This is a genomic window from Virgisporangium aurantiacum, from assembly GCF_016863635.1.
GTDB lineage: Bacteria > Actinomycetota > Actinomycetes > Mycobacteriales > Micromonosporaceae > Virgisporangium > Virgisporangium aurantiacum.
Genome location: NZ_BOPG01000006.1, coordinates 23,314 through 47,240, shown reverse-complemented (window position 1 = coordinate 47,240; position 23,927 = coordinate 23,314). Strand labels below are relative to the sequence as shown.

The window sequence follows — 23,927 nt, the reverse complement described above, 5'->3', positions numbered from 1 at the left end:
GCACAACTGCAAGATCAACTCGTGGGGTGGGCGTAGTGGGAGTGGACGGCGGGTTGGCCGGTGTCCGGCGGCCTGCACCTACCGGTGTCAGCGGTTCATCGGGCAGCAACCGCACTCGATCACCTGAGGACTGGATTACGATCGGCAACCATGCCCCGGGAGAAACAACGGACACCCGAGTTGCGCGACCGGGTGCTGCACGCCGCCGTCGCCATGCTTGCTGACGAGGGCTTTGCGGGCTTCACCACGCGCAAGGTGGCGCACGGCGCGTCCACCTCGATTCCCGCCGTCTACGAGTTGTTCGGTGACAAGGCCGGCCTGGTCCGCGAGATCCTGTTCGAGGGGTTCCGGCGGCTGCACGCGCAGCTCAGCGGCCTCGCCGAGACCGACGACCCGCGGGCCGACCTGGGCCGCCTCATCGACGGGTTCCGGGCGTTCGTGCGGGCCAACCCGGTGCTCGCCCACGTGATGTTCGGGCGACCCTTCGCCGACTTCGACCCCGACGAGCGCGACGCCGCCGCGCAGGCGTCGCTGAACTCGCAGTTTGTCCGCAGCGTGCGCCGGTGCGTCGACGCGGGCGTGATCGCCGGCGACCCGATCGACATCGCCCACATTCTGCTCGCGTTCGCGCAGGGCCTGCTGGCCCAGGAGACGGCCGGCTGGCTGGGCAGCACCGAGGAGTCGAAGGACCGCCGGTGGACGCTCGCGTTCGACGCCGTCCTCGCCGGGTTGCAACCGGTGCGGGTCAGCTGAACTTCGGCAGGCGCTTCTCGGCGAACGCCGCCGCGGCCTCGTGGTGGTCGGCCGTGTCGCGGCAGCGGATCTGGCCGATCGCCTCGATGTCGAGGTAGTCGGGCAGGCTGTGGGTGAGCGCGCGGTTGAGATTGGCCTTCATGTATCCGAACGCGGCGCTCGGCCCGCCGGCCAGTTCGGCCGCGATCTTCATCGCGGCCGGTTCGAGCTCGGACGCGGGGAAGACGCCGGTCAGCAGGCCCAACTCCAACGCCTGCGCCGCCTCGACGCGGGGGGAGAGGTAGAACAGCTCGCGGGCCCGGGCGGTGCCGACGATCTGGGTGAGCAGCCACGACCCGCCGAAGTCGCCGGACAGGCCGACCCGCGCGAACGCCGTGGTGAGCACCGCCGTGTCGACGGCGTACCGCAGATCGCAGGCCAGCGCGAACGACAACCCGGCACCGGCCGCCGGCCCGGGCAGCACGGCCACGGTCGGCTTGGCCATCTCGTACAGCGCCAACGCGACGTGCCGGTGCATGTACTGCTGCTCGCGGACGCGGTCGTCGAACGTCCCCTCGAGCCCCGCACCGGACGCGAACGCCTTCACGTCGCCGCCGGCGCAGAACGCCCCACCGGCACCGGTGAGCACCACGCACCGCACGCCGGGGTCGGCCGCGGCGGCCGGGATCACCCGGCTCATCGCGGTGAGCATCTCGACGCTGAGCGCGTTCCGGCGCTCCGGCCTGGACATCGTGAGGATCGCGATCCGGTCGTCGATACGGGCGGTGAAGTCGGCGGTGCCGGTGTCGAGTTCGCGCATGCCTCACGTTAGCGCCGCGCCATGATTCACCGCAGCCGGCGACGCTGCTCCACCATGCGGCGGTAGATGTAGCTGCGGATCGTCCGGCGGTCGGCCTCGGTGGGTTCGTACGTGACGATCACGTCGAAATGTTCCGTTTCAAACACATACCGCACGTCGAGCACCTGTCCGGGCATGCACACAACGTGCTCGCTGAGCGTGATCGTCATCATGACCTGCTGGCTGCGACGGTAGTCGCACTCCAGCAATCGGACCCGGACACTCACCTCGCCGATGTCCATTACGTAGCCGTTCACCGGCGGCCCGGGCTCGTCGGTGCGCTGGAGGCAGATCCGCTCGCCGCCGCCGCCGCGCACGAACCCGCGCCGGGTGTTCCGCTGCACGTCACCGACGATCTTCACGCCCCAGTAGCGCGGCCGGTCGGGGGTGCGCTCGGTGAGCCGGGCCGGTGCGGCGACCCGCGCGTCGTCGTGGAGCCACGCGAGCTCCAGCGCGTCACCCTCGCTCGCGGCGAGCGTCCCGCGGCGTCCCATCGGCGCCACGACCAGCAGGAGGTCACCTTCGACGTCTTCAACACGCGACGGATAGGTCACGCCGTTGAGCAGCACGTCGACCCGGGTGTTGATGGCCGGCAGGCTGGAGCGGTCCACGCCATGCATTCGGCGAAGCCGTCGCCGACCTGAGGGATCTACCGGATCGACAATTCCCGGGAGGGAATCGCCGGGATGCCGCGTCAACGGTTAGACAGAAGCGGTGACGGACTTCGCCGGTGAGCTCCGGGAGTGGCGGCAGCGCCGCCGGGTCAGCCAACTCGAACTGGCCGTGCGCGCCGGTACCACCCAGCGGCACGTCAGCTTCATCGAGAGCGGCCGGTCGGCGCCGGGTCGCTCGATGATCATTCGGCTGGCCGAGTCGTTGGGCGTGCCGATCCGGGAGCGGAACACCCTGCTGCTGGCGGCCGGGTTCGCGCCGGCGTACCCGGAGAGCCGGCTCGACGATCCGCAGCTCGAACCGGTCCGCACGGCCCTGCAACGCATCCTGGACGGCCACCACCCGTACCCCGCGGTGGTGGTCGACCGCCACGGCGTCCTCGTGTCGGCCAACGCCGGCTTCCACGCCGTCACCGAGGGCGTCGCGCCGAGGCTTCTGCGGCCGCCGGTGAGCGTCCCCCGGCTGTTGCTCGACCCCGACGGCCTGGCGCCCCGCATCGTGAACCTCGACGAGTGGGCCTGGCACATCATCGACAACATCCGGGCCGAGAACGCCCGCAACCCGAGTGCCGAACTCCGTGCGCTCGCGGCCGAACTCGTCGACCTGGTGCCGCCCCGGCCCACCGCCAACCACCTCGGTTTCGCCGTGCCGCTGCGGCTCCGGATGGGCGCCGACGAACTCCGCCTCATCACGACGCTCACCCACTTCGGCACCGCTGTCGACGTGACGATCGCGGAGCTGAGACTCGAAGCGTTCCTCCCGGCCGACGAGGCCACCGCCACCGCGCTGGCCGGGATCGTGCCCAGGCAGTTGCGGCCCGGAGACCCAGAAGCACGAGCGTGACGGCGGAGACCCGCCGCAGCACGCGTGCGTACCGGCGGATCCGGCCGATCGCGAGGCTCCACCCGCCCAGCCACACCGCGACGAGCGCCGACTGCGCGGTAGCGGCAGCACGGCCAGAGTGAACCCGGCCACCAGGTGCGGTGCCATCAGGTGACGGCGCGGAAGTGCGTCACCAGCGTGCGATCGGTGACGACGTGGAACGCGATCCCGGGCGGCTGCTGGCGATCCGCGACCTCGGAACCCTCCCACGGCATCCGCAGCGTCCACGTCACCGCCGGTCCGACGATCACCGGGCGCCCGGCGAAGACCGTGGCCGCGGCGGTGTGTGCGTGCCCGGTGATCAGCGCGACCACCTGCGGATGCCGCCCGAGCAGTGCGGCCAGGTCGGACGCGCCACCGAGACGCGACGCGTCGGGCAGCGGGTGGTGCAGCACGGTCGGCGGGTGGTGGAAAGCGAGCAGCGCGGGGCGGTCGCGCCGGTCGGCCAGCGTCGTGTCGATCCAGGACAGCGTGACGGCGTCGAGGCGGCCGTCGTCACGGCCGGGAATGGTCGAGTCGCACATCAGGACGGAGACGTCGCCGACGTCGTGCACCCGGTTGATGGGTTCGTCGGAGGGTGGTTCGCCGAGCAGTGCCGCGCGGTAGGCGGGCCGCCGGTCGTGGTTGCCGGGCGCGGGCAGCACCGGTACCGGCAGGTCGAGCAGGCGGGCGGCCTCCGTGTACTCGGATCGGGCGGCGGTGTCGGCGATGTCTCCGGTGACGAGCACCGCGTCGGGCAGTTGCCGCAGGCCGCGCAGGTACCCGACGGTGCGGGCGGCGCGGTCGCTGGCGCGCGCGGTGCCGTCAAGGTGCAGGTCGCTGATCTGGGCCAGCAACACCATGATGATCTCCCTCGGTCGTCTAACGGAAAAATACAGTTTTGCCGTTAGGAAGTCGAGTCGTATTCTCGGGCCTGTGACCGAGGACCTGGCACTGGAGTTGGCGGGCACCATCCGCCACGACGGGCACGGCGGCGTCGCCGACGACCTGACCGTCGCCGACGGGCTCACCGGGTGGGTGCGCGACCGCGCCGACCGCCTCGGGTCGTGGGCCGCCGATTTCACCGCCGACGAGGAGACGCACACCCGCGTGCTCGCCCTGCGCGCCGCGGTTCGGGCGCTCTTCGCCCGGGCGGTGCTCCCCGGTCCGCCCAGTCCCGCCGACGCACACCGCCTCCTGCCGTTCGACGAGGCGCTGCGACGCGTGAACGCCGCCGCTGCGAGCGTCACGGTGACCCTCGAACTGGAGTGGCGGCCGGACGGCGCCGGGCCGACGGCCCGGACCACGCCGGCGCCGGTGCCGGCGCACGACGGACTGCCGGCCGCGCTGGCGCGTGCCACCGTCGACTTCCTCGCCGGGCCGCACCGGGCGAACCTGCGGGCGTGCACGGCGCCGCGGTGCGTGCGGTACTTCGTGCAGGGGCACGGGCGGCAGCAGTTCTGCAAGACCTCGTGCGGCAACCGGGCCCGCGCCGCCCGCCACTACGAGCGTCACCAGAACGAGCGTCCGCGGTAGGCCCGGACATTCGGGCGTTCTCGCTCAGTGGTCGATCCGATACGCTGACTCTTCGGGATTGCACCTACGTGGGAGACGAGCGCCCGTGTCGGAGTCACCTGTCGGTCGTGGTCGTCTCGAAAGCCTGGCCGAGGCGTTGGCGCGTGCGCCCGGCATTGCCGATCAGGGCTCGCGCGACGCGTTGGTCGTGGAGGTGCGTACCGCGCTGCGGCGCCCGTTCGACCCGGCCCGGTCGCCCGACGTGCGCATCGATCTGGTGAACATCGTCGATGCGAGCGCGCGGGCCTCGGGTGGACTGCGCACGCTCGCCCGCATCCTCCGGCAGCGTCACCCCGGCTCGGCCAGTGCGCGGTTCTCCGAGTACGCCGTCGACGTCGTCGGGCCGGCGCACCTGTCGCCGCCCGACCGGGAGGCCCTGCGGGCGGCGATCGCCACCCTGCCGATCGAGTTGCTTTTCGAAGCGGCCACCGGCCTGCCCGGCGCGCGGGAACTCGACTCCGTGTCGGTGTGGCTCGACCGGGCCGCCGCCATCCGGCAGATGGAACGGCTGGCACTGCCCGAAGACGGCGTGCCGCAGGTGGTGTCGTTCGCGAACCGGCTCGCCGCGCGGGTCGACGACGACACGGCCGAGCGGCTGCGCGGGTGGATCTCGACGGTGGCCGGCGGCCTGGGGGTCGACCCGGCCACGCTCGCGACCGTCCGGACGGCGGCCGCGCCGGCGGAACCGCCACCCGGTGCGGCGCCGGCTGTGGAGGCGCCGGATCTCATCTGGAGCGGCGTGCCGATCCGCAACCGCAACTTCACCGGCCGGGAGGAACTGCTCGATCGGCTGGCCGTCGCGCTGCGCAGCGACGAGCCGGCCGCGGTGCTCCCGCAGGCGCTGCACGGGCTGGGCGGCGTCGGCAAGACCCAGCTCGTCACCGAGTACGTCTACCAGAACGTCGACAAGTACGACGTGGTGTGGTGGATCGCCGCCGAGGAGACGTCGGCGGTTCTCACGTCGCTCAACGAGCTCGCCGGGCGGCTGCACCTCCCGGTCTCCGACAACCGGCAGAAGACGGCCGGGCTCGTCTTCGCGGAGCTTGCCCGCACCGACCTGGCGTGGCTGCTGGTCTACGACAACGCGGTCGCACCCGAGGAGCTGCGCGGCCTGCTTCCGCCGCAGCGGGGCCACGTCGTCATCACCACCCGCGACCGGCGGTGGGAGACGGTCGGCAAGCCGATCGAGGTCGACGTGTTCAAGCGCGACGAGAGCGTGCGCCTGTTGCGCAACCGCGCCCGCGACGGAAACCTGCGGATCGAACCCGGCGAGGCGGAGGAGCTCGCGGAGAAGCTCGGCGACCTGCCGCTCGCCCTGGAACAGGCGGCGGCCTGGTGCCTGGCCACCGCGATGCCGATCCGCGAATACATCGACCTCCTCGACGAGCACGTCGAGGACCTGATGAACGAGGGAAAGCCCAGCGAGTACCCGCGCACGGTGGTGGCGTTCGTGTCGTTCGCGCTCGAACGGTTGCGCACCTCGCCCGACGACAACGACAAGGCGGCGGCCCAGCTGCTCGGATTGTTCGCGTTCCTCGGCGGTGAGCCGGTCCAGCAGTCCCTGCTGCGCAAGGGCCGCAACGCCGACCTCCCCGATCCGTTGCGCCGCAAGCTCGGTCAGTCGATCGCGATCGACCAGATCGTCGGCAAGCTCAGCGACCTGGGCCTGGCGAAGGTCGACCCGAGCCGGCGGGTCCAGGTGCACCGGCTCGTGCAGCTGGTGATCCGCGACGCGTACCCGGAGGCCGAGCGCGCGGAGATCCAGCGGCAGGTGCAGGACCTCCTGGCGACGGCGAACCCGGGCGACCCCGACGAGGTCTCCGAGCACGACCTGCAGCGCGAACTCGGCGCCCATCTCAAGCCGGCCGACATGATCAATGCCGGCGACGTCGACGCCCGGGGGGTCGTGCTCGACCACGCCCGGTACCTGTGGATCGCCGGCGACTACGAGGGCAGCCGCAAGCTGGCCGTGCGGGCCGCGTCGGCGTGGACGGGTGACACGTCCGATCCGCGCTTCGGGCCCGACGGCGAGATGACGCTGCTGGCCCGCGCGCAGGTGGCCAACGCGCTACGCACGCTGGGCCGCAGCCGGGAGGCCAGCGCCGAGACCCGCGACATCTACGACCGCTTCCAGAACAGCCCACTGCTCGGCCCGCGGAACCCGTTGACGCTGGTCACCGGCAACCAGATCGGCGCCGACCTCCGGATCGCCGGCCGCTACCGCGACGCCTACGACTTCGACCTGCGCTCCGTCGACCTGCACCGCAGCATCTTCCGGCCCGGGAACACGTACACGCTGCGGGCCGAGGCGAACCTCGCGGTCGACCACCGCATGCTGGGCCAGTTCGCCAGCGCGCTGGAACTCGACGAGTCGATCGCGCACACCTGGGAGGACGCGGGCGGCGGCGACGACGAGCGCAAGCTCTCGGCGTACATGAACATGGCCCGCGACTACTACGGCATGGGCTCCTACCAGGCCGGCCTGGGGCTGATCACGCGGTGGCGCACCCGGCTGCAGCAACTGGTCGGGCCGGACCATCCCCGGGTGCTGCTGGCCGGGCGCACGTACGCGATCACGCTGCGGAAGGCCGGCCACCTGGTCGAGGCGGCCGACGTGATGCGCGAGAACCACCAGCGGGTGCACCTGAAGTTCGGGCCCGTGCACGAGTTCTCGGTCGCGGCGACGATGAGCTACGCCAACGTGCTCCGGGAGGCGGGCGAACTCGACGAGGCGCTGGCCCGCATCGAGGACGCCGTCCGCATCTACCGGGAGTACTTCGACGCCGACGGCCCCCATCCGTTGACGCTGGTCGCGCAGGTCAACGAGGCCATCATCCGGCGGGCGCGCGGCGAGTTCGAGGTGGCACACGACCTCGGCCGGCGCAACCACCGCGGGCTCGTCGACGTGCTGGGCGAGAACCACCCCTACACCATCTGCGCCGGTACGTCGCTCGCCAGCGACCTGGCGTTGGCGGGAGATCCGGCCGCGGCGCTGGACCTGTCACGGCAGATGTACGAGCTGAGCCAGGACGCGTACGGCAGCGGCGACCACCCGTACGTGCTGATGCGGGCGGCCAACCTGTCGTACGACCTGGCGGCGATGGGATTCGACGAGGAGGCGACGCCGTACTACGAGCGGTCGGTGGAGGGTTTGCGACGCGCTCTCGGCGTCGACCATCCGGAGTTCGAGGCGGTGCTGGCGAAGCGGCGGATGGAAGGCGACATCGAGCCGCCACCCACCTGAGCCCCTCCTACGACGGCGTGCCGTTGCGGGCGATCCACGCGGTGCGGAGGTCGTCGAGCGCCTTCCGGGCGGCGCGGTCGATCGGCTCCGGCACGGGTTCGGCCAGCAGGCGGTCGGCGGTCTGCCGCAGGTGGTCGAGGAACGCGCGGCCGGTGGGGGTCACGGCGCCCGGCCGTTCGACACCCGACCGTTCGATCGCGGCGAGTCCGTGGTCGGCCTGCAGGCGCGCCTCGGCGAACCGGGCCGTCGCGGTGGGGTCGTCCGGGATCAGCGCGCGCCAGGTGTCGGCGACGCCGATGAACGCGTAGACCCCTTGCAGCAGACCGGCCAGCGGGCGGGCGTCGGTTCGCCACGGCGCGAAGTAGCGGCCGTCGTCGTCGGGGTCGGTCAGCGGCACGACGTCCAGCAGGGCGCTGAGCTTCGAGTGCTGGAACTCGTGCACCAGCGTCACCGCGAAGTCCGGCGCCGACGTCGGCCGGGTCAGGCCGAACGCGCCGAACACGTGCCGGATCGTCGCGCTGCGGGCCGCCCGCGAGTCGGTGTGCAGCGGAATGAGGACCCGCAGCCCGGCCGCCAGTTCCTCGGCCCGCTCCGGGATCCGGCGGGTCAGCAGCGTCCACGTCGCGGCGAAGACGCGCTGCCATTCGGCCACCTCGGCCGGCGCGAGGCGGGGGGCCGGCGGCGCGTGATGGCCGTGGCGGTAGGGGTCGAGGTCGTCGAGCGCGAGGCGGATGCCGGGGCCGTTTTCGGAGCCAGTCAGGTACCGGACGGCCTGCCAGCCAGGACCATCCACAGTGGACGCTTCGATGGTGGACGCGGTGCCGCGCACGGTCAGCCGGTGACCCGCGGCGGCGACGGTGGCCGTCGGGCCGTCGACGGTGGCGGTGCCGACGCCGGGCAGCGAGACGGCGCCGTCCCGGGTGGCCACCTCCGCCGACGCGTCCACCCCGCACCGGGCGCACGCGACCATCGCGAGCGTCGCGAACTGCTCGAAGTCGGCCGGATCCGCGCGGTCGCGATCCACCGCCCGGCCGAGGATGGCGGCCCACGCGGCGACGGCCGGAGCGCCGACCACCTGCCGGAACCGGTCCGGGTCGGCGGCGCGGGCGCGGTCCAGCGCCGTGACGAGGTCGACCCGCCGTCGCGCGTCGCCCGGCCACCGGTCCAGCAGGTGCCGGATCAGCAGCAGGTTCCGGCTGACCTGGATCTGTTGCAACAGTTGGACCGCGGTGGCGCCACCGCCCCCGGCGGCGAGCCGCTCGAGGACGGGGGGTGGCAGGTGCAGGGTCGGTGTGGTCACGCCCGGCTCATCCGGCGGAGTTCGCCTTCCACGCGGTCCCGGGCGGCCTCGATCAGCACCTGGAGGTCGGCGCAGTAGACCGAGCGGTTCCGGAAGCCGCTGCCCGGGCTGAAGCGGTGCGCGTAGTGCCCGCCACCGCAGATGCGGTGCAGTTCGCAGTCCAGGCACTCCCGCGCCAGCGCGTCGAGGCCGATCTGGCGGGCCACCACACCCGGGTCGCGCAACGCGTCGTCGAGGTCGTGCGTCCGGACGTCCAGACCCGTGGCACAGGCACCCTCGTAGGCGGACTTCAGGGCGTCGACCTGTTCGATCGCGCCGTCGGACTCGACGACCAGCACCGCCGACGGGCTCAGGCCCAGTTGCTCCGACCGGCTGCGGCCGCCGAGCAGCAGGCTGAGCAGGTCTTCGAAGAGGCGGATCCGCATCGGGTCGGCGTCGGTGTACCAGCGGTCGAAGACGGCGCAGAGCCAGTCGCCGTAGGGCGTCTTCGAGCCGGTGAAGTGCCCCCGGTCCGGGTGTCGCGGCGGCGACTGCCAGTTGGCGTGCGGCAGCAGCAGGTCCACCGCGGGTGGCGCGAGCGCCCGTAGCTGGTCGTAGGTGGCGTCCGGATCGGCGCCCGGATCGGCGACGCACAGCACGCCCGCGTAGCTGTGCCGGTTCTCCGGCAACCGCAGCAGCTCGAGTGCCCGGGCGGCGGCGGCGAAACTGCCCCGCCCGCGCTTCGTGGGCCGGTGCAGGTCGTGGTCGGCCGCGCTGCCGTCGACGCTCACGCCGACGGCGATCCCGCTGTCCGCGAGGACCGCGAGAGCGCGGGCGTCGAGCAGGACGCCGTTCGTCTGCACGCCGATCTCGACCGCGCACGACGCCGGCAGCGCGGCCCGCACCTCGTCGGCCAGCGCCGCCAGCCGCTCCGCGCGGTACAGCAACGGCTCGCCGCCGTGCAGCACGATCCGCACCGCGGTGAGGCCGTGCCGGCGGACGTGCCGGGCCAGCGCCGCCACCGCGGCCGCCCGGACGTCCGGTGGCATGGCGGCCGGACGCCGGCGCCAGCTCTGATCGGGCGAGGTGTAGACGTAGCAGTAGTCGCAGGCGAGATTGCACCGCTGGTGGACCTTGAGGACGACGTCGCGCACCGGCGTCGGCCGCCAGCCGGCGGCGATCCGGGCCGGAACGTCGAGTTCGCGGTAGGGCCACGGCGCGGCCCGGTCGTGAACGGCGCGGGCCCGCGCGACGGAGGTCACGTCTCGACGAACGACTCGAACGCGGAGATGACGCCGTTCGGATCGTCCAGGCTGCGCAGCACCTGTTGAACGGCCCGCGCGATGACGTCGTCGCCGCGGTTGGTCAGCTCGGTGAGCGACACTCCCGAGACGTCGATCAGCGGGCGCCACACGGCTTCCGGATCGGAAACGGCACTCATCATCGACCTCCGGCCAAGTTCCCCCACGGGGGAGCCTAGTCAGATCGCACCCGACGGCGGTCAGACGACAAGCCGGAATGCGTCAAACCTTGCCAAGGGCGCGGGCGCTGTCAAAATCCGTCAAGGTCATTTGTCGGGGTTTGGCGCCGTCAAGGCCTGTCTGTTGCTGTCTGTCGTTGTCTGAATCCGGTTTGTGTCAGGTCGACGGCGGCTCGATGTCGCAGACGACGCGCTCGCCCTGCGCCACCCGGCGCACCATCGGGTGCTTGGGTCCCAGCGCCCAGCGCAGCCCGACGAGCGTCTGGTCGCGGAGGTCCGACACCTCGCGCTGTCCGGCGGCGGCCCGGTCGAGCGCGAGGTTCGCCGCGGCCGCGAGCGCGTCGGGGTGCCGGGGTCCGCACACCTCCAGGGCGACGGCGTACGCCTGCTCCGACATCGCGTGCGCCCCGGCCGTGTCGCCGTTCAGCGCCAGGTCGGTGGCCAGGTTGATCATGGCGACCACCGTGAACGGGTGGCGCTCGCCCACGGCGTCCCGCAGCCTCTGCAGCGCGACGTCGTTGGCGTGCCACGCCGCCTGGAGCTTGCCCTGGCCGCGCAGGATGGCCGCGAAGTTCACCTCCGCCGCGAGCGTCAACGGATTCCGCGCGCCGAGCACCTTCTGGTACAGCGGGACGGTCTCCAGCGCCTGCGGATAGGCCTGCCCGGTCTGGCCGCGCTCGCGCAGCGCGTTGGCGAGGCTCATGGCGGTGGCCATCGGGTGCTCGTGCTTGGCGCCGAACACGGTCACGCAGGCCTCGTACGCGGGCAGCAGGAGCTCGACGGCCGCCCGCGCGTTGCCGAGCCGGCGCTGGAGCACCGCGACCATCCGGGTGGCGGCGAGCACCACGCCGTCGGTCTCGTCGAGCGTGCGCCGGGCGAGGTCCAGCGCCGGACGCTGCAACGCGAGCGCCTGCTCGTACTGGCCGAGCCCGTACAGGTCCGCGGCGAGGGCGTGGACGGACTGCAGCGTCACCCGGTGGGCGTCGCCCCGGGTGCGGTGCACGGCCAGTTCCGCCTCGTCGATCGCGGCCGCCTCGTCGAACCGGCCGAGCAGCCGCAGGTCGATGGCGACGTTCTGGTGGTACCGGGCGGTCCGTTCGGCGTTGGCGCCGTGGAACTGCGTCAGCCGGGCGTGGGTGTCCTCGTCGCGGCTCAGCGCCTCCGGGTAGGCGCCGGCGATGCGCAGGTCGGCCGCGTAGCTCGCGGCCATCGCCAGCGTGTCGACGTGGCCGGGGCCGTACCGCGGATCGGACCGGAGCTGGGTGTAGGTCGTCTCGGCGAGGTTTCTCGACTGCTCGTAGCGGCCCAGCGCCCGCAACGCGTTGGCCAGTTCCCGCGTCGCCAGCATGACGAGGTGGTGGTCGGGCCCGAGCAGGTCCGGCTGCTGCCACGCCGCGACGGCCGCCTCGCCCAGGTCGCGGGCGTGGGCGAACCGGTTGTCGAGGTAGTGGTACCGGATCTGGTCGTAGACGGCCTGCTGTGCCCTGGGAAGGTCGGACCCGACCAGCCCGGCCGGCAGCAGGTGCGGCGCCATCGCCCGGTGCATCTCGAGGATCGCGAGCGTGTCGGGCGGGCCGGGGTTGGCGTCGGCGAGGATCGCGTGGACGCCGCGCATCGCCCGGTCGCTGGCCTGCGGGCTGAGCGTGGCCCGCAACGCCAGCCGCACCAGCGGCTGCATCTCCATCCGCTCGCCCTCGGTGAACAGCCGAACCAGGCCGGTGGCGACGATCGTCGCGACCGTGCGGCGGAGGTGGATCGGGTTGCCCAGGATGGCCGCCAGGCCCGATGGCAGGTCGTCGCTGCGGCCCTGCCGCAGCAGCGGTACCGGCACCGGCGCCGGTCCGAACCAGGCGAACAGTTCGAGCACCGTGGCGGCGTCCGGATGGGTGGTGGCGAGTCTGTCCATCGTGGACCTGACCAACGCCTCCACCGTCTGCGGGTAGTGCATCGGCGTCGTGGCCGGCCAGGGGTCGGGCCCGTCGAACCGGGCGAGCAGATCGTCCTCTGTATCTTCTTCCAGCCGCACCGCGACGGCCTGTTCCACCGCGAGCGGCAGCGGACCCACGGCCCGGGCGAGGTCGGTGGCGGCGGCGGGGGTCAGCCGCGCGTCGCGGTCGCGCAGGTACCGGACGGCCTCGGTCAGGTCGAAGTCGGGCACCCCGATGTGGTGGTACGACCCGTCGTTCGCCCAGGCCGGGTCCCGCGTGGTGACGATGACGTGGCCACCGATGCGGGGCAGCAGCTGGCGGATCGCGGTGCCCTCGACGCCGTCGAAGATCACCAGGTAACTGTCGAGCCGGCTCAGCGCCGCGTCGATCGTCTGCTCGTCGTCGGGCCGCGCCGGCCCGAGCCGCTCGGCCAGGGCGACCATCGACGCCCGCGCCGCCTGGTAGTCGCCGCCGGCCACCCACCACGACTCCAGGTAGGCGTCGCCGAACCGGCGGGCGTACTCGCGGGCGAGCTGGGTCTTTCCGGCACCGCTCGGCCCGAACAGCACCAGCGGCGTGCCCGGGTGCTCCAGGTGGTGCTGGTGCACCGCTTCGAGCAGGGCCTCGCGGCCGGTGAACAGCGGGTTCGAGGGTGGCGCGGTCCCGATGAGCCGGTCGACGACCGGCTCGTCCGGCGTCGGCGTCTTGACCGGCTCCGGCGTCGATTTGACAACCGTGGTCTCCGCGACCGGCGCGGTGCCGGCCTCGATCGCCGCGGCCCACAGCGCATTGAACCGGGTGATGACGGCTTCGGGATCGCCGCGCGGCGTCGAAAGGTCGTTGAGGACGACGACCACCGCTTTGAGACGCCCGAAGCCCGCCGGCACGCTACGCCCCCGGAGAAAGCCGATGGCGGTCTCGTGCGAAACGCGCTCGACTCCCGGCGTCTTGAACGCCGTCCGACTGATGATGCGCCCCGACGGCCGGCCGGCGGCGACGTACAGCTGATGCAGGGCAACGATAAGGTCGCGCACCGCGCCTGGTGGAAGCCGATCCTCGCCAGGAAGCGAAATCGCCACTCGACGCTCCGGAATCTCCTGCGTTCTGTCAAGTTGTGTCGGGCATCCAGCGTCGCATGCCCGGGGTCGGCCGAACAATTACCTGTCTGGCCGGGAATCCGTACGGAGTCTTGTCAAGAGTCTTCACATCGAGTCAGGCCAGTGGATATTCACGTTTTCGCAGGTAACGCTCGATTTACCGATTCCGAGACGTGAATTCCGAGACGTGAATGAGGCCCCGATGCTGGAACCGCTGATCGCATTCGCCCTACTCGCCCCCCGCATCGCCGAAGCCGTGATCCTCATCGTAGCCGCGTCGGTGAGTATCTGGTCGCGGAGAGCCGCCCGGAGAGCCAACGGCCGCCGCCTCGTGCGCCTGCTCCGCCGCGGAGACCCGGGCCCCTCATAGCGAGTCTGCACCAGGTCTCGCCCGGGATCGGGGGATGACGGATTCGTTCAAGTCCGCGAGGTACCCGGGTGCCTAGCCTCGAACGGTGATCAAGACGAACACCTGGAGGAGTCGTGGCACGCGTCATCCTGTACATGGCAATGTCCCTGGACGGTTTCATCACCGGGCCCGGTGACGACAAGGACAACCCGGCCGGCGTCGGCGGCATGCGGCTGATGGAATGGCTCGGCCCCGGGCCGACGCTCGCCGACTTCCGGCCGGCCAGCAGCGAGAGCCGGCTCGTGTTCGACGAGTCGATGGCGACCGGCGCCATCATCACCGGGCGGCGAACCGGCGACTTCGCCGGCTACTGGGGCGGCGACCATCACGACGGCGTGCCGATCTTCGTGCCGACCCACAAGGCTCCGGCCGACAACCCGTACCCGCGCGTGCATTACGTCACCGAGGGCATCGCGGCGTGCGTCGAGCAGGCGAAGGCGGCGGCGGGCGGTCGGGACGTCATGATGCACGGCGCCTACACGGCACAGGAGTGCCTGAAGGCCGGGCTGCTCGACGTGATCGAGATTCAGCTCATGCCGGTCCTCCTCGGGCAGGGCCGGCTCCTGTTCGAGAATCTGCCACCCGAACACGTCGAACTGGACCTGGTTCGAACGTTGCAGGCGCCGAAGACGCTCCACCTGCGTTTCGAGGTGAACCGGGGATGACCGGTCCGATCCGGCTCTACATGTCCATGTCCCTCGACGGCTTCATCACCGGGCCGGACGACCGCAAGGGCCAGGGCCTCGGCCACAACGGCGGCCGGCTGTTCAACTGGCTCGACGACCGCATGTCCACCGGACCCAGTGGACGCATCTACCGCGAGGCCCTGGCGACCGGGGCGGTGATCGCGGGACGGCGTACGTTCGAGCTCGCCGACCGCTGGCACGGTGACCACCACGACGGCGTCCCGATCCTGATCCTCACCCATCACGGCGACGACGGCGAGGCGCTGTCGAGCAACACGAAGTTCTTCTCCGACGTCGCCGCCTGCGCCGCGGAGGCCCGCGCCGCGGCCGGTGACCGTGCTGTGCTGGTGCACGGTGCGGGCGCGGCACAGGCTCTGCTCCGGGCCGGCGAACTCGACGAGTTGGAGATCCACCTCGTTCCGGTTCTCCTGGGCGCCGGCCGCCGGCTGTTCGGCGGCGCCGAGGACGGACACATCGAACTGGACCTCGTCCGACGGTTGGCGGACCGCGATGTGACGCACCTGCGCTACAAGGTGCTGAGGTCCGCGTAACCGTTGAGGGCCCGCGCCCGCAGCAGCGGCTGGTAGGTAGGGGCGTGGATGTGGTTCTCGCCGCAGTTGCGCTCGATGCCCGCCAGCAGTTCGCTCGGGGCCACACCGGTGATGGCGACCGACTCGCGGGCCAGATGGGCCTGGTCGGCGTACCCGGCGCTGCCGGCCAGCGCGGCCAGTGACCGGCGGCGCCGCGGCCCCGACTGGGCGAGCGCGAGGAATCCCCAGAACCGCAGGGTGCGGTGCAGCACCTTGGGCGGGCAACCCACCGCGGTCATGAAACGGCGGCGCAACTGACTGTCGGAGATGTGCAGCTCGGTGGTGAGGGTGCGCACGGCGTTGGCCGGGTCGAGCACCAGCATCCCGACCGCCGAGCGCACCACCGGATCCAGCTCGGTGGCGGCGCGGACCCGGCGGAGCACCTCGGCCTCCAGCAGGCTGGCCGCCTCCTGCGGCGACCCAGCGGCCGCGAGCAGTTCGCCCACCGGCAGGGCCGAGCCGCGCCACAGGTCGTCGCACGCAACGGTGAGGTCGACCAGCTCGCCCGCCGACGTCCGCAGGACCGGGGCCGCGGCGCCGGGCCGGAACCGGACACCGACCATCACCGTGCCGGGCGCCAGCAGCTCCCGCGTCAATCCGGACTGGATACCGACGACGTGGGGCAGCCCCCCCAGTACGCAGACGACCTCGACGCAGCCGTTCGGCACGGACTGGAACGCGAACGGTGGGGAGTCCGGCGCCACCTCCTGGACCCACACACAACTCACGTACGGCGCCAGTTCGGGCCGGGGCAACCGTTCCCGGTAGCTCTGCGGCCACCGGAACCATGTACTCCTGTCGGCCTCCGGCACGCCGGCAGTATCGCAGACGGACCGGGGCCCGATGGTCAAGAGCGATGGCGCTGGCGGCCCGTCACGGCATCACGACCAGCCGGCTGCCCCGGAGATCGGTGCGTTGCCAGGCGGTCTCGATGTCGCTCAGCGGGACCTTCACCACGTCGAACGTCAGCTCGCCGGACTGTGCCCACGTCACGACCTGGCTGTACGCCTCCTGCATGGTCTGCGGGCCGAGCCCCTTGGCCGCGCCGCAGATCTCGACCCCGGAGGTGCGCAGGCTCTCCGCGGCGAGGACGAGCCCGGCGCCGGCGGACTCGCCGATCTGGACCAGCCGGGTCGGCTTCGGGAACGCGAACGTCTCCGGGACCAGCGAACGCAGCAGGATCTCGGTGGGCCGACCCCAGAGGTAGTCCAGCACGACGTCGTAGCCGTCGCCCTTGGCGTCGAGGTACGCCTGCGTCAGGGCCTCGTCCGGCACGGCGGTGTTGATGACCGTGTCGGCGCCGAGCGTCCGCAGTTGGTCGTCGTCGCGGCCGGTCGCGACGATCCGACCGGCGCCGAGCAGCCGGACCACCTTCACCGCGAGCCGTCCCGCGACCCCGGTGGCGCCCTGCACGAGCACGGTCTCACCGGGCCCGAGGCCGGCGGCGGTCCTGCTGGACATGGCGGTGATCGCCGTGCCCAGCACGGTCGCGATCGCCGGATCGATGCCCTCCGGAATCGGCACGTACGAGCCCTTGGGCACCACGGTCTTCTCGGCGAGCGCGCCGTAGGGCCGGCGGGGGTTGCCGAATCCGACGAGGGTGCCGTCCGGCAGCGCGCCGATGCCGTCGAAGGCGGGAATCGCCGGCAACTGTGCGGTGTACTGCCGGCTCGCGTAGTGCGTGCCGGCCGCGATGCGCTTGTCGACGGTCTCGACCGCGACGGCCGTCACGTCGATGACCACCTCGTCGTCGCCGGCCACGGGATCCGGGAAGTCCTCGTAGCGCGGGATGCCACCGATCTCGTGCAACACCGCCGCCTTCATCACGTCTCCCGGCCGAAGAACGCCGCGATCCGACGCTGCCAGGCCGGCAGGAACCGGGGCGGCCGGGCGGGTGAGTGGTTCGGCGACCGGTGGGCCGTGACGCCGCCGGGGTGACGGCTTTCGCCGCGGCCGTGGGCCGCCGCGCCCTGGTGTCCGGACGGCAGCGGCTCGGCATGCGCGGGGACCCCGGGAATGCGATGGGTCGCCCGGTGCAGCAGGCCGCGGAACGAGTGCGTCATCGTCGTCTCCGTCTCTCTATCACTGATAGAGAGACTCTAGCACTGATAGAGTGCCGCCGGGAGGTACCGAATTGGCGTTGGACCGTCAGCGGATCGTCGCCGAAGCCGTCGCCCTGCTGGACGCCGAGGGTCTCGACGGCGTGACGACACGCAAGCTCGCCGCGCGGCTCGGTGTGCAATCGCCGACCCTCTACTGGCACCTGCCCAACAAGGCGGCCCTGGTCACCGCGATCGCCGACGCGATCCTCGACCAGGAGTTCGGCGACCTGTCACCGCCCGAGCCGGATCAGCAGTGGCAGGACTGGTTGACCGGCCTGGCCGAGCGGCTGCGCCGAGCGCTGCTCGCCCATCCGGACGGCGCCCGGGTGGTCTCCGCGTCCCAGCTCTCCCGCACCATGGCGGCGATCTCCGAGCTGGCGATGAGTGCCCTGGTGGCGCGCGGCATCCCGCTGCGGCAGGCCCGCGTGATCGTCCTGACCGTCGAGCGCTTCACGGTCGGCCACGTCCTCGAGGAACAGGCCCCCCGCCCGGACGCCGACGCGCTGAAAGACTTCGACATGGCCACGTTCGCCGAGCAGCACCCGACCGTGGTCGCCGCCATCGCCGAATACTTCCAACCCGGCCGCACCGTCGACGACCTCTTCCACGACTGCCTGGAGGTCGTCATCACAGGCGCCGCAACGACCGCCGCAACGGCCGCCTCCTCGCCGGGACGCGACGGTTTTCGCGGGGGGTTCGGGGGGCTCGGCCCCCCGGCGGAATGACGAGATGGCGGCGCCGTGCGTTCGTGGGGGGTTCGGGGGGCTCGGCCCCCCGGCGGAATGACGAGATGGCCAGGCCTGCGCACCCCGCAGGCAGACTCCACCCCATCTCGTGCGCCCGGCAGGATTCGAACCTGCGACCTACCGGTTAGAAGCCGGTGGCTCTATCCGCTGAGCTACGGGCGCGCTGCGTAGATAGCGCCGATAGAGGTTACCTCCCCTCGGGCCCGAGCGCCTCGCCATAACCCCCGGCGTCTAGGCGGGCGGAAAGTACGCCGACATCCAGCGCAGCACGCCCGCGAAGAGCTGCTCGCGGACCGGTTCGGGGGACAGGGTCAGGTCGTGCATGCCGCCCTCGATGCGGATCAGGGTGGTGGTGCGGCCGAGCGCGGGCGTCCAGCGGGCGATCTGGTCGACGTCGAGCACGGAGTCGGCCGCGCGGGCGGCCTCGCCCCAGCGGGCCCGCTTGTAGGACGCCATCGAGCAGGCGACGAGCACCGGGACGTCGATGTCGAGTCCATTGTGGACACGGGCGTGCCCGGCGCGGATCGCCCGGAACCAGCCGGCCCGCACCGGGAACGGCTGCAGCGGCTTCCAGCCGAGGTCGTACTCCCACTCGCCGTCGTGGTCGCGGTGGATCGAGCGGCCGTACACCTGGTTGAGGCCCAGCCGCAGGTCGGCGCGGGGCCGGCGGCGGCCGAGCCGGACGGCGGCAGGCGCCACCACCTTGCGCACCATGGCCGGCGCGTTCAGGTCGAGGAACGGGCTGTTGAGGAACATCGCGTCGACCTTGCCTTCGCCGCGGCGGTCGTGTGCCCACAGCGACGCGACGAGCCCGCCGGTCGAGTGGCCGTTGATCAGCAGCCGGTCGTGGCCGTCCTCCTCCCGGATGATCCGGATCGCCTCGTCGATCTCCTCGTAGTACTCGGCCAGGTCGACGCAGAAGTTCGGCGTCTGGTGCGGCTGGATGCTGCGGCCGTACTTGCGCAGGTCGAGGGCGTAGAAGTTCAGGCCCGCGCCGAGGAAGAACTCGGCCAGGTGGGTCTGGAAGAAATAGTCGACGAAGCCGTGCACGTACAGCACGGCGGCGTTGGTGGGCCGGTCCGACCGGCACGCGACGAGCGAGGCCGTGACCACGCCCTCGTCGTCGTCGCGGAGCGGAATGGTGCGGCACGTGTACGGCTCGCCGAGGACATCGGTGACCACATCGACACTCACGCCGAGACGGTACGTCACGGTACCGCTGTGGTCCAGAGAAAGGTCCATAGCAGGGGACGCGCGTGAGCGCGACCCCGTCCACAACCGCCCTCGCCGTCCACAGGCAGCGGCTTGCCGGCGCGCGTGCCGAGGCGCGACCGGCCACCGTGTAGCGCGGGTCGACTCCCCAACCGGCCCGCGGCACCGGGCCGCGGCCAGGAGAGCAGAGAAGAGTGATTCATGTTCGACACGAACGTCACCATCGTCGGCAACGCGCTCACCCGCCCGGAGTGGCGGCGGTTCGAGCGCACCAACGCGCTGGTCGCGAACTTCAAGGTCGCGTCGACGGCGCGCCGGTTCGACAAGCAGAACCAGCGCTGGATCGACGGCGACAACCTGCGGGTGCGGGTCAACTGCTGGCGGCGGCTCGCGGAGGGGGTGGTGGCCTCGGTCCGGGTCGGTGACCCGGTCATCGTCACCGGCCGGATGTACACCCGTGACTGGACCACCGAGTCGGGCGAGCGCCGCAGCGCCTACGAGTTGGAGGCGAACGCCGTCGGGCACGACCTTTCGCGGGGCATCGCCGCGTTCAAGCGCGGGCGCATCAACGTCAGCACGTCCGTGGTGGAGGACGCCGAGTCCGACAAGCACGTGAAGGGCGAGCCCACCGAGGCGGCGCCGGAGGAGGACGCCCGCTCGGAGGCGATCGCCCTCGGCCTCACCGACGAATTCCGCACCGCCGACAGCACCGCCGACAGCACCGCGAACGGCTCCGCCAACGGCCCCACCAACGGCACGGTCACCGACCCGGCCAACGGCACTGAGTTCCCGGGCCTCGGCTACGACGGGCCGATCAACACCGAGCGGATCCCGCTCGACGACCTCAACAACGCGGTGTCCCCGGAGCTGGAGGCCGAGGTCGATCTCGTGATCGCCCGCGCCGAGGAGACGCTCGGCTCGGGTCCGCGGATCGAGGAGCCGGAGGTCGCGGAGGCGGCGCCCGGCGGCGAACCGGGCGACGGCACCGTCGATGAGGCGGCGGGCCTCACGGTGAGCGTCCCCGAGCCGCCGCGGAACCGCCGGGGCCGCTCACGCGTCGGCGCGAACGCCTGAGGCGCGAACGCCTGACGGGGGACACCCGGGGCGGGCGGGGGTCCATGGCCCGCCCCGGGCAGTCCAGACGACGCCGGCCCCGGGCCGGATGATGTTCGGGTGGACGTGGAGGTGCTCCGGTACGCCGACCTTGCCGCGGCGGTGCTCGGCCGGCCGGCGCGGCTCGGGCCGGTGCGGCTGGTGGCGGTCGACGGGCCGTCCGGCGGCGGCAAGACCACGTTCGCCGGCAGGCTCGCGGGGGCGGTGCGGTCGGCGGGGGCGTCGGCGGTGGTGGTCAACACCGACGACCTGCTCGACGGGTGGAACGACATGCTCACGTTCTGGCCGCGCCTGGAGCGGTGGGTGCTCGGGCCGTTACGGGCCGGCGTGCCCGGGGCGTACCGGCGCTACGACTGGTACGCCGAGGAATTTCGGAGCGGCTGGGAGCCGGTGCCCGTATCCGATGTCCTTGTGCTGGAAGGGGTGACGTCCGCGCGGAGGGTGATCCGCGCGGACCTCACGTTTCTCGTGTGGGTAACAGCGCCGCGTGCGGAGCGGTTCGCGCGGAGTCTCGCGCGCGATGGTGCACACACGCGCGACGCGCTGCTCGCCTGGACGCGGGCCGAGGACGCTCATTTTGCCGGCGACGGAACCGAATCGGCCGCCGAAGTCGTCATAAACGGCGTAGTCAGCGAGCTGCTTTCCGACCCTGAGGCGGAGGTTCTCGGGGTCATCTCAGGGTCGACTGACTTGACACGCTAGGGGAGTATCCGAAGGGACAACCCGCCCGGGGGGAAGGGGAGGCTTTTGCCATGACCGACGAAGAACGGTCCACGCCGCCGGTGCGGCGACCGGTGGTGCTCACCGGAATCAGTTCCCGCGCATGGGAACACCCAGCCGACCGGGGGGCCCTCACGGCGCTACGTGAGTTGCGGGGGTTCGACGACGTCCTGAAGGCGTTGAACGGCCTGTGGAACGAGCGGGCCTGGCGCCTCGAGTTCCTCGGCGGCGCGATCAAGGTCTCCGAGCGGCAGTACCCGACGCTGTACCGCGCGTTCGCGTCAGCGGCTGCCACGCTCGACATCAGCGAGTTGCCCGAGCTGTACGTGTCGCCCGACCGTGAGCTCAACGGTATGTGCATCGGCATGTCGAAGCCGTTCATCGTGGTCAACCGGGGGGCCATCGAACTGCTCGACGAAGACGAGCTGCGGGTGCTGCTCGGTCACGAGCTGGGCCACATGGTCAGCGGGCACGCCGTCTACCGCACGATGATCATCATCCTCACCGGCTGGATCGTCTCGCTGTCGTGGCTGCCGATCGGGTCGATGGTGCTGCGGGCGATCGTCGCGGCGCTGCGCGAGTGGTGGCGCAAGGCGGAACTGTCGGCCGACCGGGCCGGCCTGCTCGCCACGCAGGACCCGAACGGGTCGCTCCGGCTGCTCATGAAACTGGCCGGCGGCGGCGACCTGTCCCAGATCGACACCACCGCGTTCCTGGAGCAGGCCGCCGAGTACGACCGGTCCGGCGACCTGCGCGACAGCCTCATCAAGCTGCGCATGGTGATGGGCCGCAGCCACCCGCTGCCGGTGGCACGGGCCGCGCAGTTGCGGCGCTGGATCGACTCGGGCGAATACGGGCGCATCGTGGCCGGCGAGTACCCGCGCCGCGAAGACGACCGCAACGCCAGGGTCACCGACGACGTGAAGGCCGCGGCGGCCTCGTACCGCGAGTCGTTCAACGAGTCGCAGGACCCGCTGGTCAACCTGCTGAAGCGGGTCGGCGACGGGTCGTCCGACGTCGGCGAGTGGGTCGGTGCGGGCGCCGGGCGGGTCCGTGACTGGATGCGCGGCGGCGGTCGGGGCGGTGCGGGCTCGGAGTCGGGGGGTTCCGGGACCACGAATGGCACGCCGCCACCGGCGGACGCCAACTGACGAAAGTTTGTGCGAACGGCGCCACCGCGGTAGAGCGGTGGCGCCGTTTCGTTTCGGGCGCCGCTGCGGTAAGTGGCGGAGCCGCCCGCGGGCATTAGCATCGGCGGCATGAGTGCTGATCTGCGTGCCGCCGTCGAGCGGGAGATGCCCGGGGTCCGAGCCGACCTGGAACGACTGGTCCGGATACCGGGCATCGCGTTCACCGGCTACGACTTCAGCCACCTCGACCGGTCCGCCGAGGCGGTCGCCGAACTGCTGCGCGGCGCCGGCCTGCCCGACGTCCGCATCGTGCGGGCCGGCGACGGCCACCCCGCCGTGATCGGACGCCGGCCCGCGCCGCCCGGTGCGCCGACGGTCCTCCTGTACGCGCACCACGACGTCCAGCCGCCGGGCGACCTCGCCAAGTGGGAGAGCGAGCCGTTCGAGCCCGTCGAGCGCAACGGTCGCCTCTACGGGCGCGGCGCCGCCGACGACAAGGCCGGCGTGATGGCGCACGTCGCGGCGCTCCGGGCGTTCGGCGACGACCTGCCGGTGGGCGTCGTCGTGTTCGTCGAGGGCGAGGAGGAGTTCGGCTCCGAGTCGCTCGACGACCTGCTCAAGACGTACCGCGACGACCTCGTCTCCGACGTCATCGTGATCGCCGACTCGGGCAACTGGGACGTCGGGCAGCCGGCCCTCACCGTCGGCCTTCGCGGGCTGGTGAGCGCGTTCGTCGACGTGCGGGTGCTCGACCACGCCGTGCACAGCGGCATGTTCGGCGGGCCGGTGCCCGACGCGCTCACCGTCCTCAGCCGGCTCATCGCCACCCTGCACGACGACGCCGGCGACGTCGCGGTCGACGGCCTGGTGCGCGCGCCGGCCAGCGACATCGACTACCCGGCCGACCGGTTCCGGCACGAGGCCGGCATCCTCGACGGCGTGCGGACCATCGGCACCGGCGGGCTCGCCGAGATGGCGTGGACCCGACCGGCGATCTCGGTGCTCGGCATCGACGCCCCGCCGACCACCGGCGCACCCAACGCCCTCGTCCCGGCGGCCCGGGCCAAGATCAGCCTACGGATCGCGCCCGGCGACACGGCCGAGAGCGCGTACCGGGCGCTGAAAACCCACCTGGAGACGCACGTGCCGTGGGGCGCCGAGGTCGAGGTGACGCTGGAGGCGCTCGGCGACCCGTTCCGCATCGACGCCACCGGCCCGGCCTACGACGCCGCCCGGGCCGCGTTCGCCGAGGCGTGGGACGGCACGGCACCGGTCGACATGGGCGTCGGCGGGTCGATCCCGTTCATCGCCACGTTCCAGGAGATGTTCCCGAAGGCGTCGGTGCTGGTGACCGGCGTCGAAGACCCGGACGCGCGGGCGCACGGCCCGAACGAGAGCCTGCACCTGGGCGAGTTCACCAAGGTCTGCCTGGCCGAGGCGTTGCTGCTCCGCAACGTGGCGCAGCAGGTTCAGCCCGGCTGAGAACCGGCGG

22 protein-coding genes and 1 tRNA gene are annotated in these 23,927 nt (G+C 71.9%); 11 read left to right on the top strand and 12 right to left on the bottom strand.

What is annotated here, in order from left to right; all coding sequences use genetic code 11:
• The first annotated feature begins 150 nt into the window (after positions 1-150).
• Complete coding sequence (locus Vau01_RS04190; RefSeq protein ID WP_203987369.1) at positions 151-753, top strand: TetR/AcrR family transcriptional regulator; 603 nt, start codon at positions 151-153, stop codon at positions 751-753.
• Here Vau01_RS04190 and Vau01_RS04185 read toward each other — a convergent pair.
• Together Vau01_RS04185 and Vau01_RS04180 are read right to left on the bottom strand one after the other, a co-directional pair.
• Positions 746-1,552: an enoyl-CoA hydratase-related protein gene (locus tag Vau01_RS04185; protein WP_203987366.1), complete on the bottom strand. Its 807-nt coding sequence runs from the start codon at positions 1,550-1,552 to the stop codon at positions 746-748. The two genes, Vau01_RS04190 and Vau01_RS04185, sit on opposite strands and share 8 nt — an antisense overlap.
• A gap of 26 nt (positions 1,553-1,578) precedes the next feature.
• Positions 1,579-2,202, bottom strand: a complete 624-nt coding sequence (locus tag Vau01_RS04180; RefSeq protein WP_203987363.1) for a PilZ domain-containing protein — start codon at positions 2,200-2,202, stop codon at positions 1,579-1,581.
• A 103-nt stretch (positions 2,203-2,305) separates the two neighbouring features.
• Between Vau01_RS04180 and Vau01_RS04175 the strand changes: the two genes are divergently transcribed.
• On the top strand, positions 2,306-3,106 hold the full coding sequence (locus tag Vau01_RS04175; protein WP_203987360.1) for a helix-turn-helix domain-containing protein: 801 nt from the start codon (positions 2,306-2,308) through the stop codon (positions 3,104-3,106).
• A 146-nt stretch (positions 3,107-3,252) separates the two neighbouring features.
• Here the strand turns inward: Vau01_RS04175 and Vau01_RS04170 are convergent, their stop codons facing one another.
• Complete coding sequence (locus Vau01_RS04170; RefSeq protein ID WP_203987358.1) at positions 3,253-3,987, bottom strand: metallophosphoesterase; 735 nt, start codon at positions 3,985-3,987, stop codon at positions 3,253-3,255.
• Between the two features lie 73 nt (positions 3,988-4,060).
• On the opposite strand from Vau01_RS04170, the gene Vau01_RS04165 reads away from it, so the two are divergent.
• Entirely contained in the window at positions 4,061-4,660 is a 600-nt protein-coding gene (locus Vau01_RS04165; protein ID WP_203987356.1) for a CGNR zinc finger domain-containing protein, read from the top strand.
• Between the two features lie 85 nt (positions 4,661-4,745).
• The gene (fxsT, locus tag Vau01_RS04160; RefSeq protein WP_203987354.1) at positions 4,746-7,943 is read left to right on the top strand and encodes an FxSxx-COOH system tetratricopeptide repeat protein; all 3,198 of its coding nucleotides are present in this window, start codon (positions 4,746-4,748) and stop codon (positions 7,941-7,943) included.
• Positions 7,944-7,950: 7 nt separating this feature from the next.
• Here fxsT (Vau01_RS04160) and Vau01_RS04155 read toward each other — a convergent pair whose 3' ends face one another.
• The 4 genes from Vau01_RS04155 to fxsT (Vau01_RS04140) form a co-directional block, all read right to left on the bottom strand.
• A complete protein-coding gene (locus Vau01_RS04155) occupies positions 7,951-9,243 on the bottom strand; it encodes an aKG-HExxH-type peptide beta-hydroxylase (protein ID WP_203987352.1) in 1,293 nt (430 codons plus the stop codon).
• Positions 9,240-10,484, bottom strand: coding sequence for an FxsB family cyclophane-forming radical SAM/SPASM peptide maturase (locus tag Vau01_RS04150; RefSeq protein ID WP_239151290.1), 1,245 nt, complete (start codon positions 10,482-10,484; stop codon positions 9,240-9,242). The genes Vau01_RS04155 and Vau01_RS04150 overlap by 4 nt, the downstream gene beginning before the upstream one ends.
• Positions 10,481-10,663, bottom strand: coding sequence for an FxSxx-COOH cyclophane-containing RiPP peptide (fxsA, locus tag Vau01_RS04145; RefSeq protein ID WP_203987350.1), 183 nt, complete (start codon positions 10,661-10,663; stop codon positions 10,481-10,483). The genes Vau01_RS04150 and fxsA overlap by 4 nt, the downstream gene beginning before the upstream one ends.
• A 196-nt stretch (positions 10,664-10,859) precedes the next feature.
• Positions 10,860-13,664 carry an FxSxx-COOH system tetratricopeptide repeat protein gene (gene fxsT, locus Vau01_RS04140; protein WP_203987349.1) on the bottom strand — a complete coding sequence of 935 codons (2,805 nt, stop codon included), beginning with the start codon at positions 13,662-13,664 and terminating at the stop codon, positions 10,860-10,862.
• A gap of 546 nt (positions 13,665-14,210) precedes the next feature.
• Here fxsT (Vau01_RS04140) and Vau01_RS04135 point away from each other — a divergent pair.
• Complete coding sequence (locus Vau01_RS04135; protein WP_203987348.1) at positions 14,211-14,801, top strand: dihydrofolate reductase family protein; 591 nt, start codon at positions 14,211-14,213, stop codon at positions 14,799-14,801.
• A complete protein-coding gene (locus Vau01_RS04130) occupies positions 14,798-15,373 on the top strand; it encodes a dihydrofolate reductase family protein (protein ID WP_203987347.1) in 576 nt (191 codons plus the stop codon). Before Vau01_RS04135 ends, Vau01_RS04130 begins: the two co-directional genes overlap by 4 nt.
• Here the strand turns inward: Vau01_RS04130 and Vau01_RS04125 are convergent.
• The 3 genes from Vau01_RS04125 to Vau01_RS04115 all read right to left on the bottom strand — a co-directional run bounded on the left by Vau01_RS04125 (position 15,349) and on the right by Vau01_RS04115 (position 17,475).
• Positions 15,349-16,224 (bottom strand): helix-turn-helix domain-containing protein, encoded by an 876-nt coding sequence (locus Vau01_RS04125; RefSeq protein WP_203987345.1) that lies wholly within the window; start codon positions 16,222-16,224, stop codon positions 15,349-15,351. The genes Vau01_RS04130 and Vau01_RS04125 overlap by 25 nt on opposite strands.
• Positions 16,225-16,285: 61 nt before the next feature.
• Entirely contained in the window at positions 16,286-17,236 is a 951-nt protein-coding gene (locus tag Vau01_RS04120; protein ID WP_203987344.1) for a quinone oxidoreductase family protein, read from the bottom strand.
• A complete protein-coding gene (locus Vau01_RS04115) occupies positions 17,236-17,475 on the bottom strand; it encodes a hypothetical protein (protein ID WP_203987343.1) in 240 nt (79 codons plus the stop codon). The genes Vau01_RS04120 and Vau01_RS04115 overlap by 1 nt, the downstream gene beginning before the upstream one ends.
• 71 nt (positions 17,476-17,546) lie before the next feature.
• Here Vau01_RS04115 and Vau01_RS04110 point away from each other — a divergent pair, with 71 nt between their 5' ends.
• Positions 17,547-18,239, top strand: coding sequence for a TetR/AcrR family transcriptional regulator C-terminal domain-containing protein (locus tag Vau01_RS04110; protein ID WP_203987342.1), 693 nt, complete (start codon positions 17,547-17,549; stop codon positions 18,237-18,239).
• Between the two features lie 110 nt (positions 18,240-18,349).
• Here Vau01_RS04110 and Vau01_RS04105 read toward each other — a convergent pair.
• Both Vau01_RS04105 and Vau01_RS04100 read right to left on the bottom strand, forming a co-directional pair.
• A tRNA-Arg gene (locus Vau01_RS04105) sits at positions 18,350-18,422 on the bottom strand.
• A 69-nt stretch (positions 18,423-18,491) separates the two neighbouring features.
• Positions 18,492-19,454, bottom strand: coding sequence for an alpha/beta hydrolase (locus tag Vau01_RS04100; protein WP_239151289.1), 963 nt, complete (start codon positions 19,452-19,454; stop codon positions 18,492-18,494).
• 219 nt (positions 19,455-19,673) lie between these two features.
• Here Vau01_RS04100 and Vau01_RS04095 point away from each other — a divergent pair, with 219 nt between their 5' ends.
• From Vau01_RS04095 to Vau01_RS04080, 4 genes are all read left to right on the top strand, one after another.
• Positions 19,674-20,546, top strand: a complete 873-nt coding sequence (locus tag Vau01_RS04095) for a single-stranded DNA-binding protein (RefSeq protein WP_203987341.1) — start codon at positions 19,674-19,676, stop codon at positions 20,544-20,546.
• 99 nt (positions 20,547-20,645) lie between these two features.
• On the top strand, positions 20,646-21,287 hold the full coding sequence (locus tag Vau01_RS04090; RefSeq protein ID WP_203987340.1) for a uridine kinase family protein: 642 nt from the start codon (positions 20,646-20,648) through the stop codon (positions 21,285-21,287).
• 50 nt (positions 21,288-21,337) lie between these two features.
• Positions 21,338-22,456 carry a M48 family metallopeptidase gene (locus Vau01_RS04085; protein ID WP_203987338.1) on the top strand — a complete coding sequence of 373 codons (1,119 nt, stop codon included), beginning with the start codon at positions 21,338-21,340 and terminating at the stop codon, positions 22,454-22,456.
• A gap of 108 nt (positions 22,457-22,564) precedes the next feature.
• Entirely contained in the window at positions 22,565-23,917 is a 1,353-nt protein-coding gene (locus Vau01_RS04080; protein ID WP_203987335.1) for a dipeptidase, read from the top strand.
• Positions 23,918-23,927 lie beyond the last annotated feature (10 nt).

What these genes read in the sequence shown, in the direction of transcription:
- Vau01_RS04190 (WP_203987369.1), top strand. Translation starts at nt 151, where the DNA reads ATGCCCCGGGAGAAACAACGGACACCCGAGTTGCGCGACCGGGTGCTG.
- Vau01_RS04185 (WP_203987366.1), bottom strand. Translation starts at nt 1,552, where the DNA reads ATGCGCGAACTCGACACCGGCACCGCCGACTTCACCGCCCGTATCGAC.
- Vau01_RS04170 (WP_203987358.1), bottom strand. Translation starts at nt 3,987, where the DNA reads ATGGTGTTGCTGGCCCAGATCAGCGACCTGCACCTTGACGGCACCGCG.
- fxsA (WP_203987350.1), bottom strand. Translation starts at nt 10,663, where the DNA reads ATGAGTGCCGTTTCCGATCCGGAAGCCGTGTGGCGCCCGCTGATCGAC.
- Vau01_RS04130 (WP_203987347.1), top strand. Translation starts at nt 14,798, where the DNA reads ATGACCGGTCCGATCCGGCTCTACATGTCCATGTCCCTCGACGGCTTC.
- Vau01_RS04120 (WP_203987344.1), bottom strand. Translation starts at nt 17,236, where the DNA reads ATGAAGGCGGCGGTGTTGCACGAGATCGGTGGCATCCCGCGCTACGAG.
- Vau01_RS04115 (WP_203987343.1), bottom strand. Translation starts at nt 17,475, where the DNA reads ATGACGCACTCGTTCCGCGGCCTGCTGCACCGGGCGACCCATCGCATT.
- Vau01_RS04095 (WP_203987341.1), top strand. Translation starts at nt 19,674, where the DNA reads ATGTTCGACACGAACGTCACCATCGTCGGCAACGCGCTCACCCGCCCG.
- Vau01_RS04085 (WP_203987338.1), top strand. Translation starts at nt 21,338, where the DNA reads ATGACCGACGAAGAACGGTCCACGCCGCCGGTGCGGCGACCGGTGGTG.
- Vau01_RS04080 (WP_203987335.1), top strand. Translation starts at nt 22,565, where the DNA reads ATGAGTGCTGATCTGCGTGCCGCCGTCGAGCGGGAGATGCCCGGGGTC.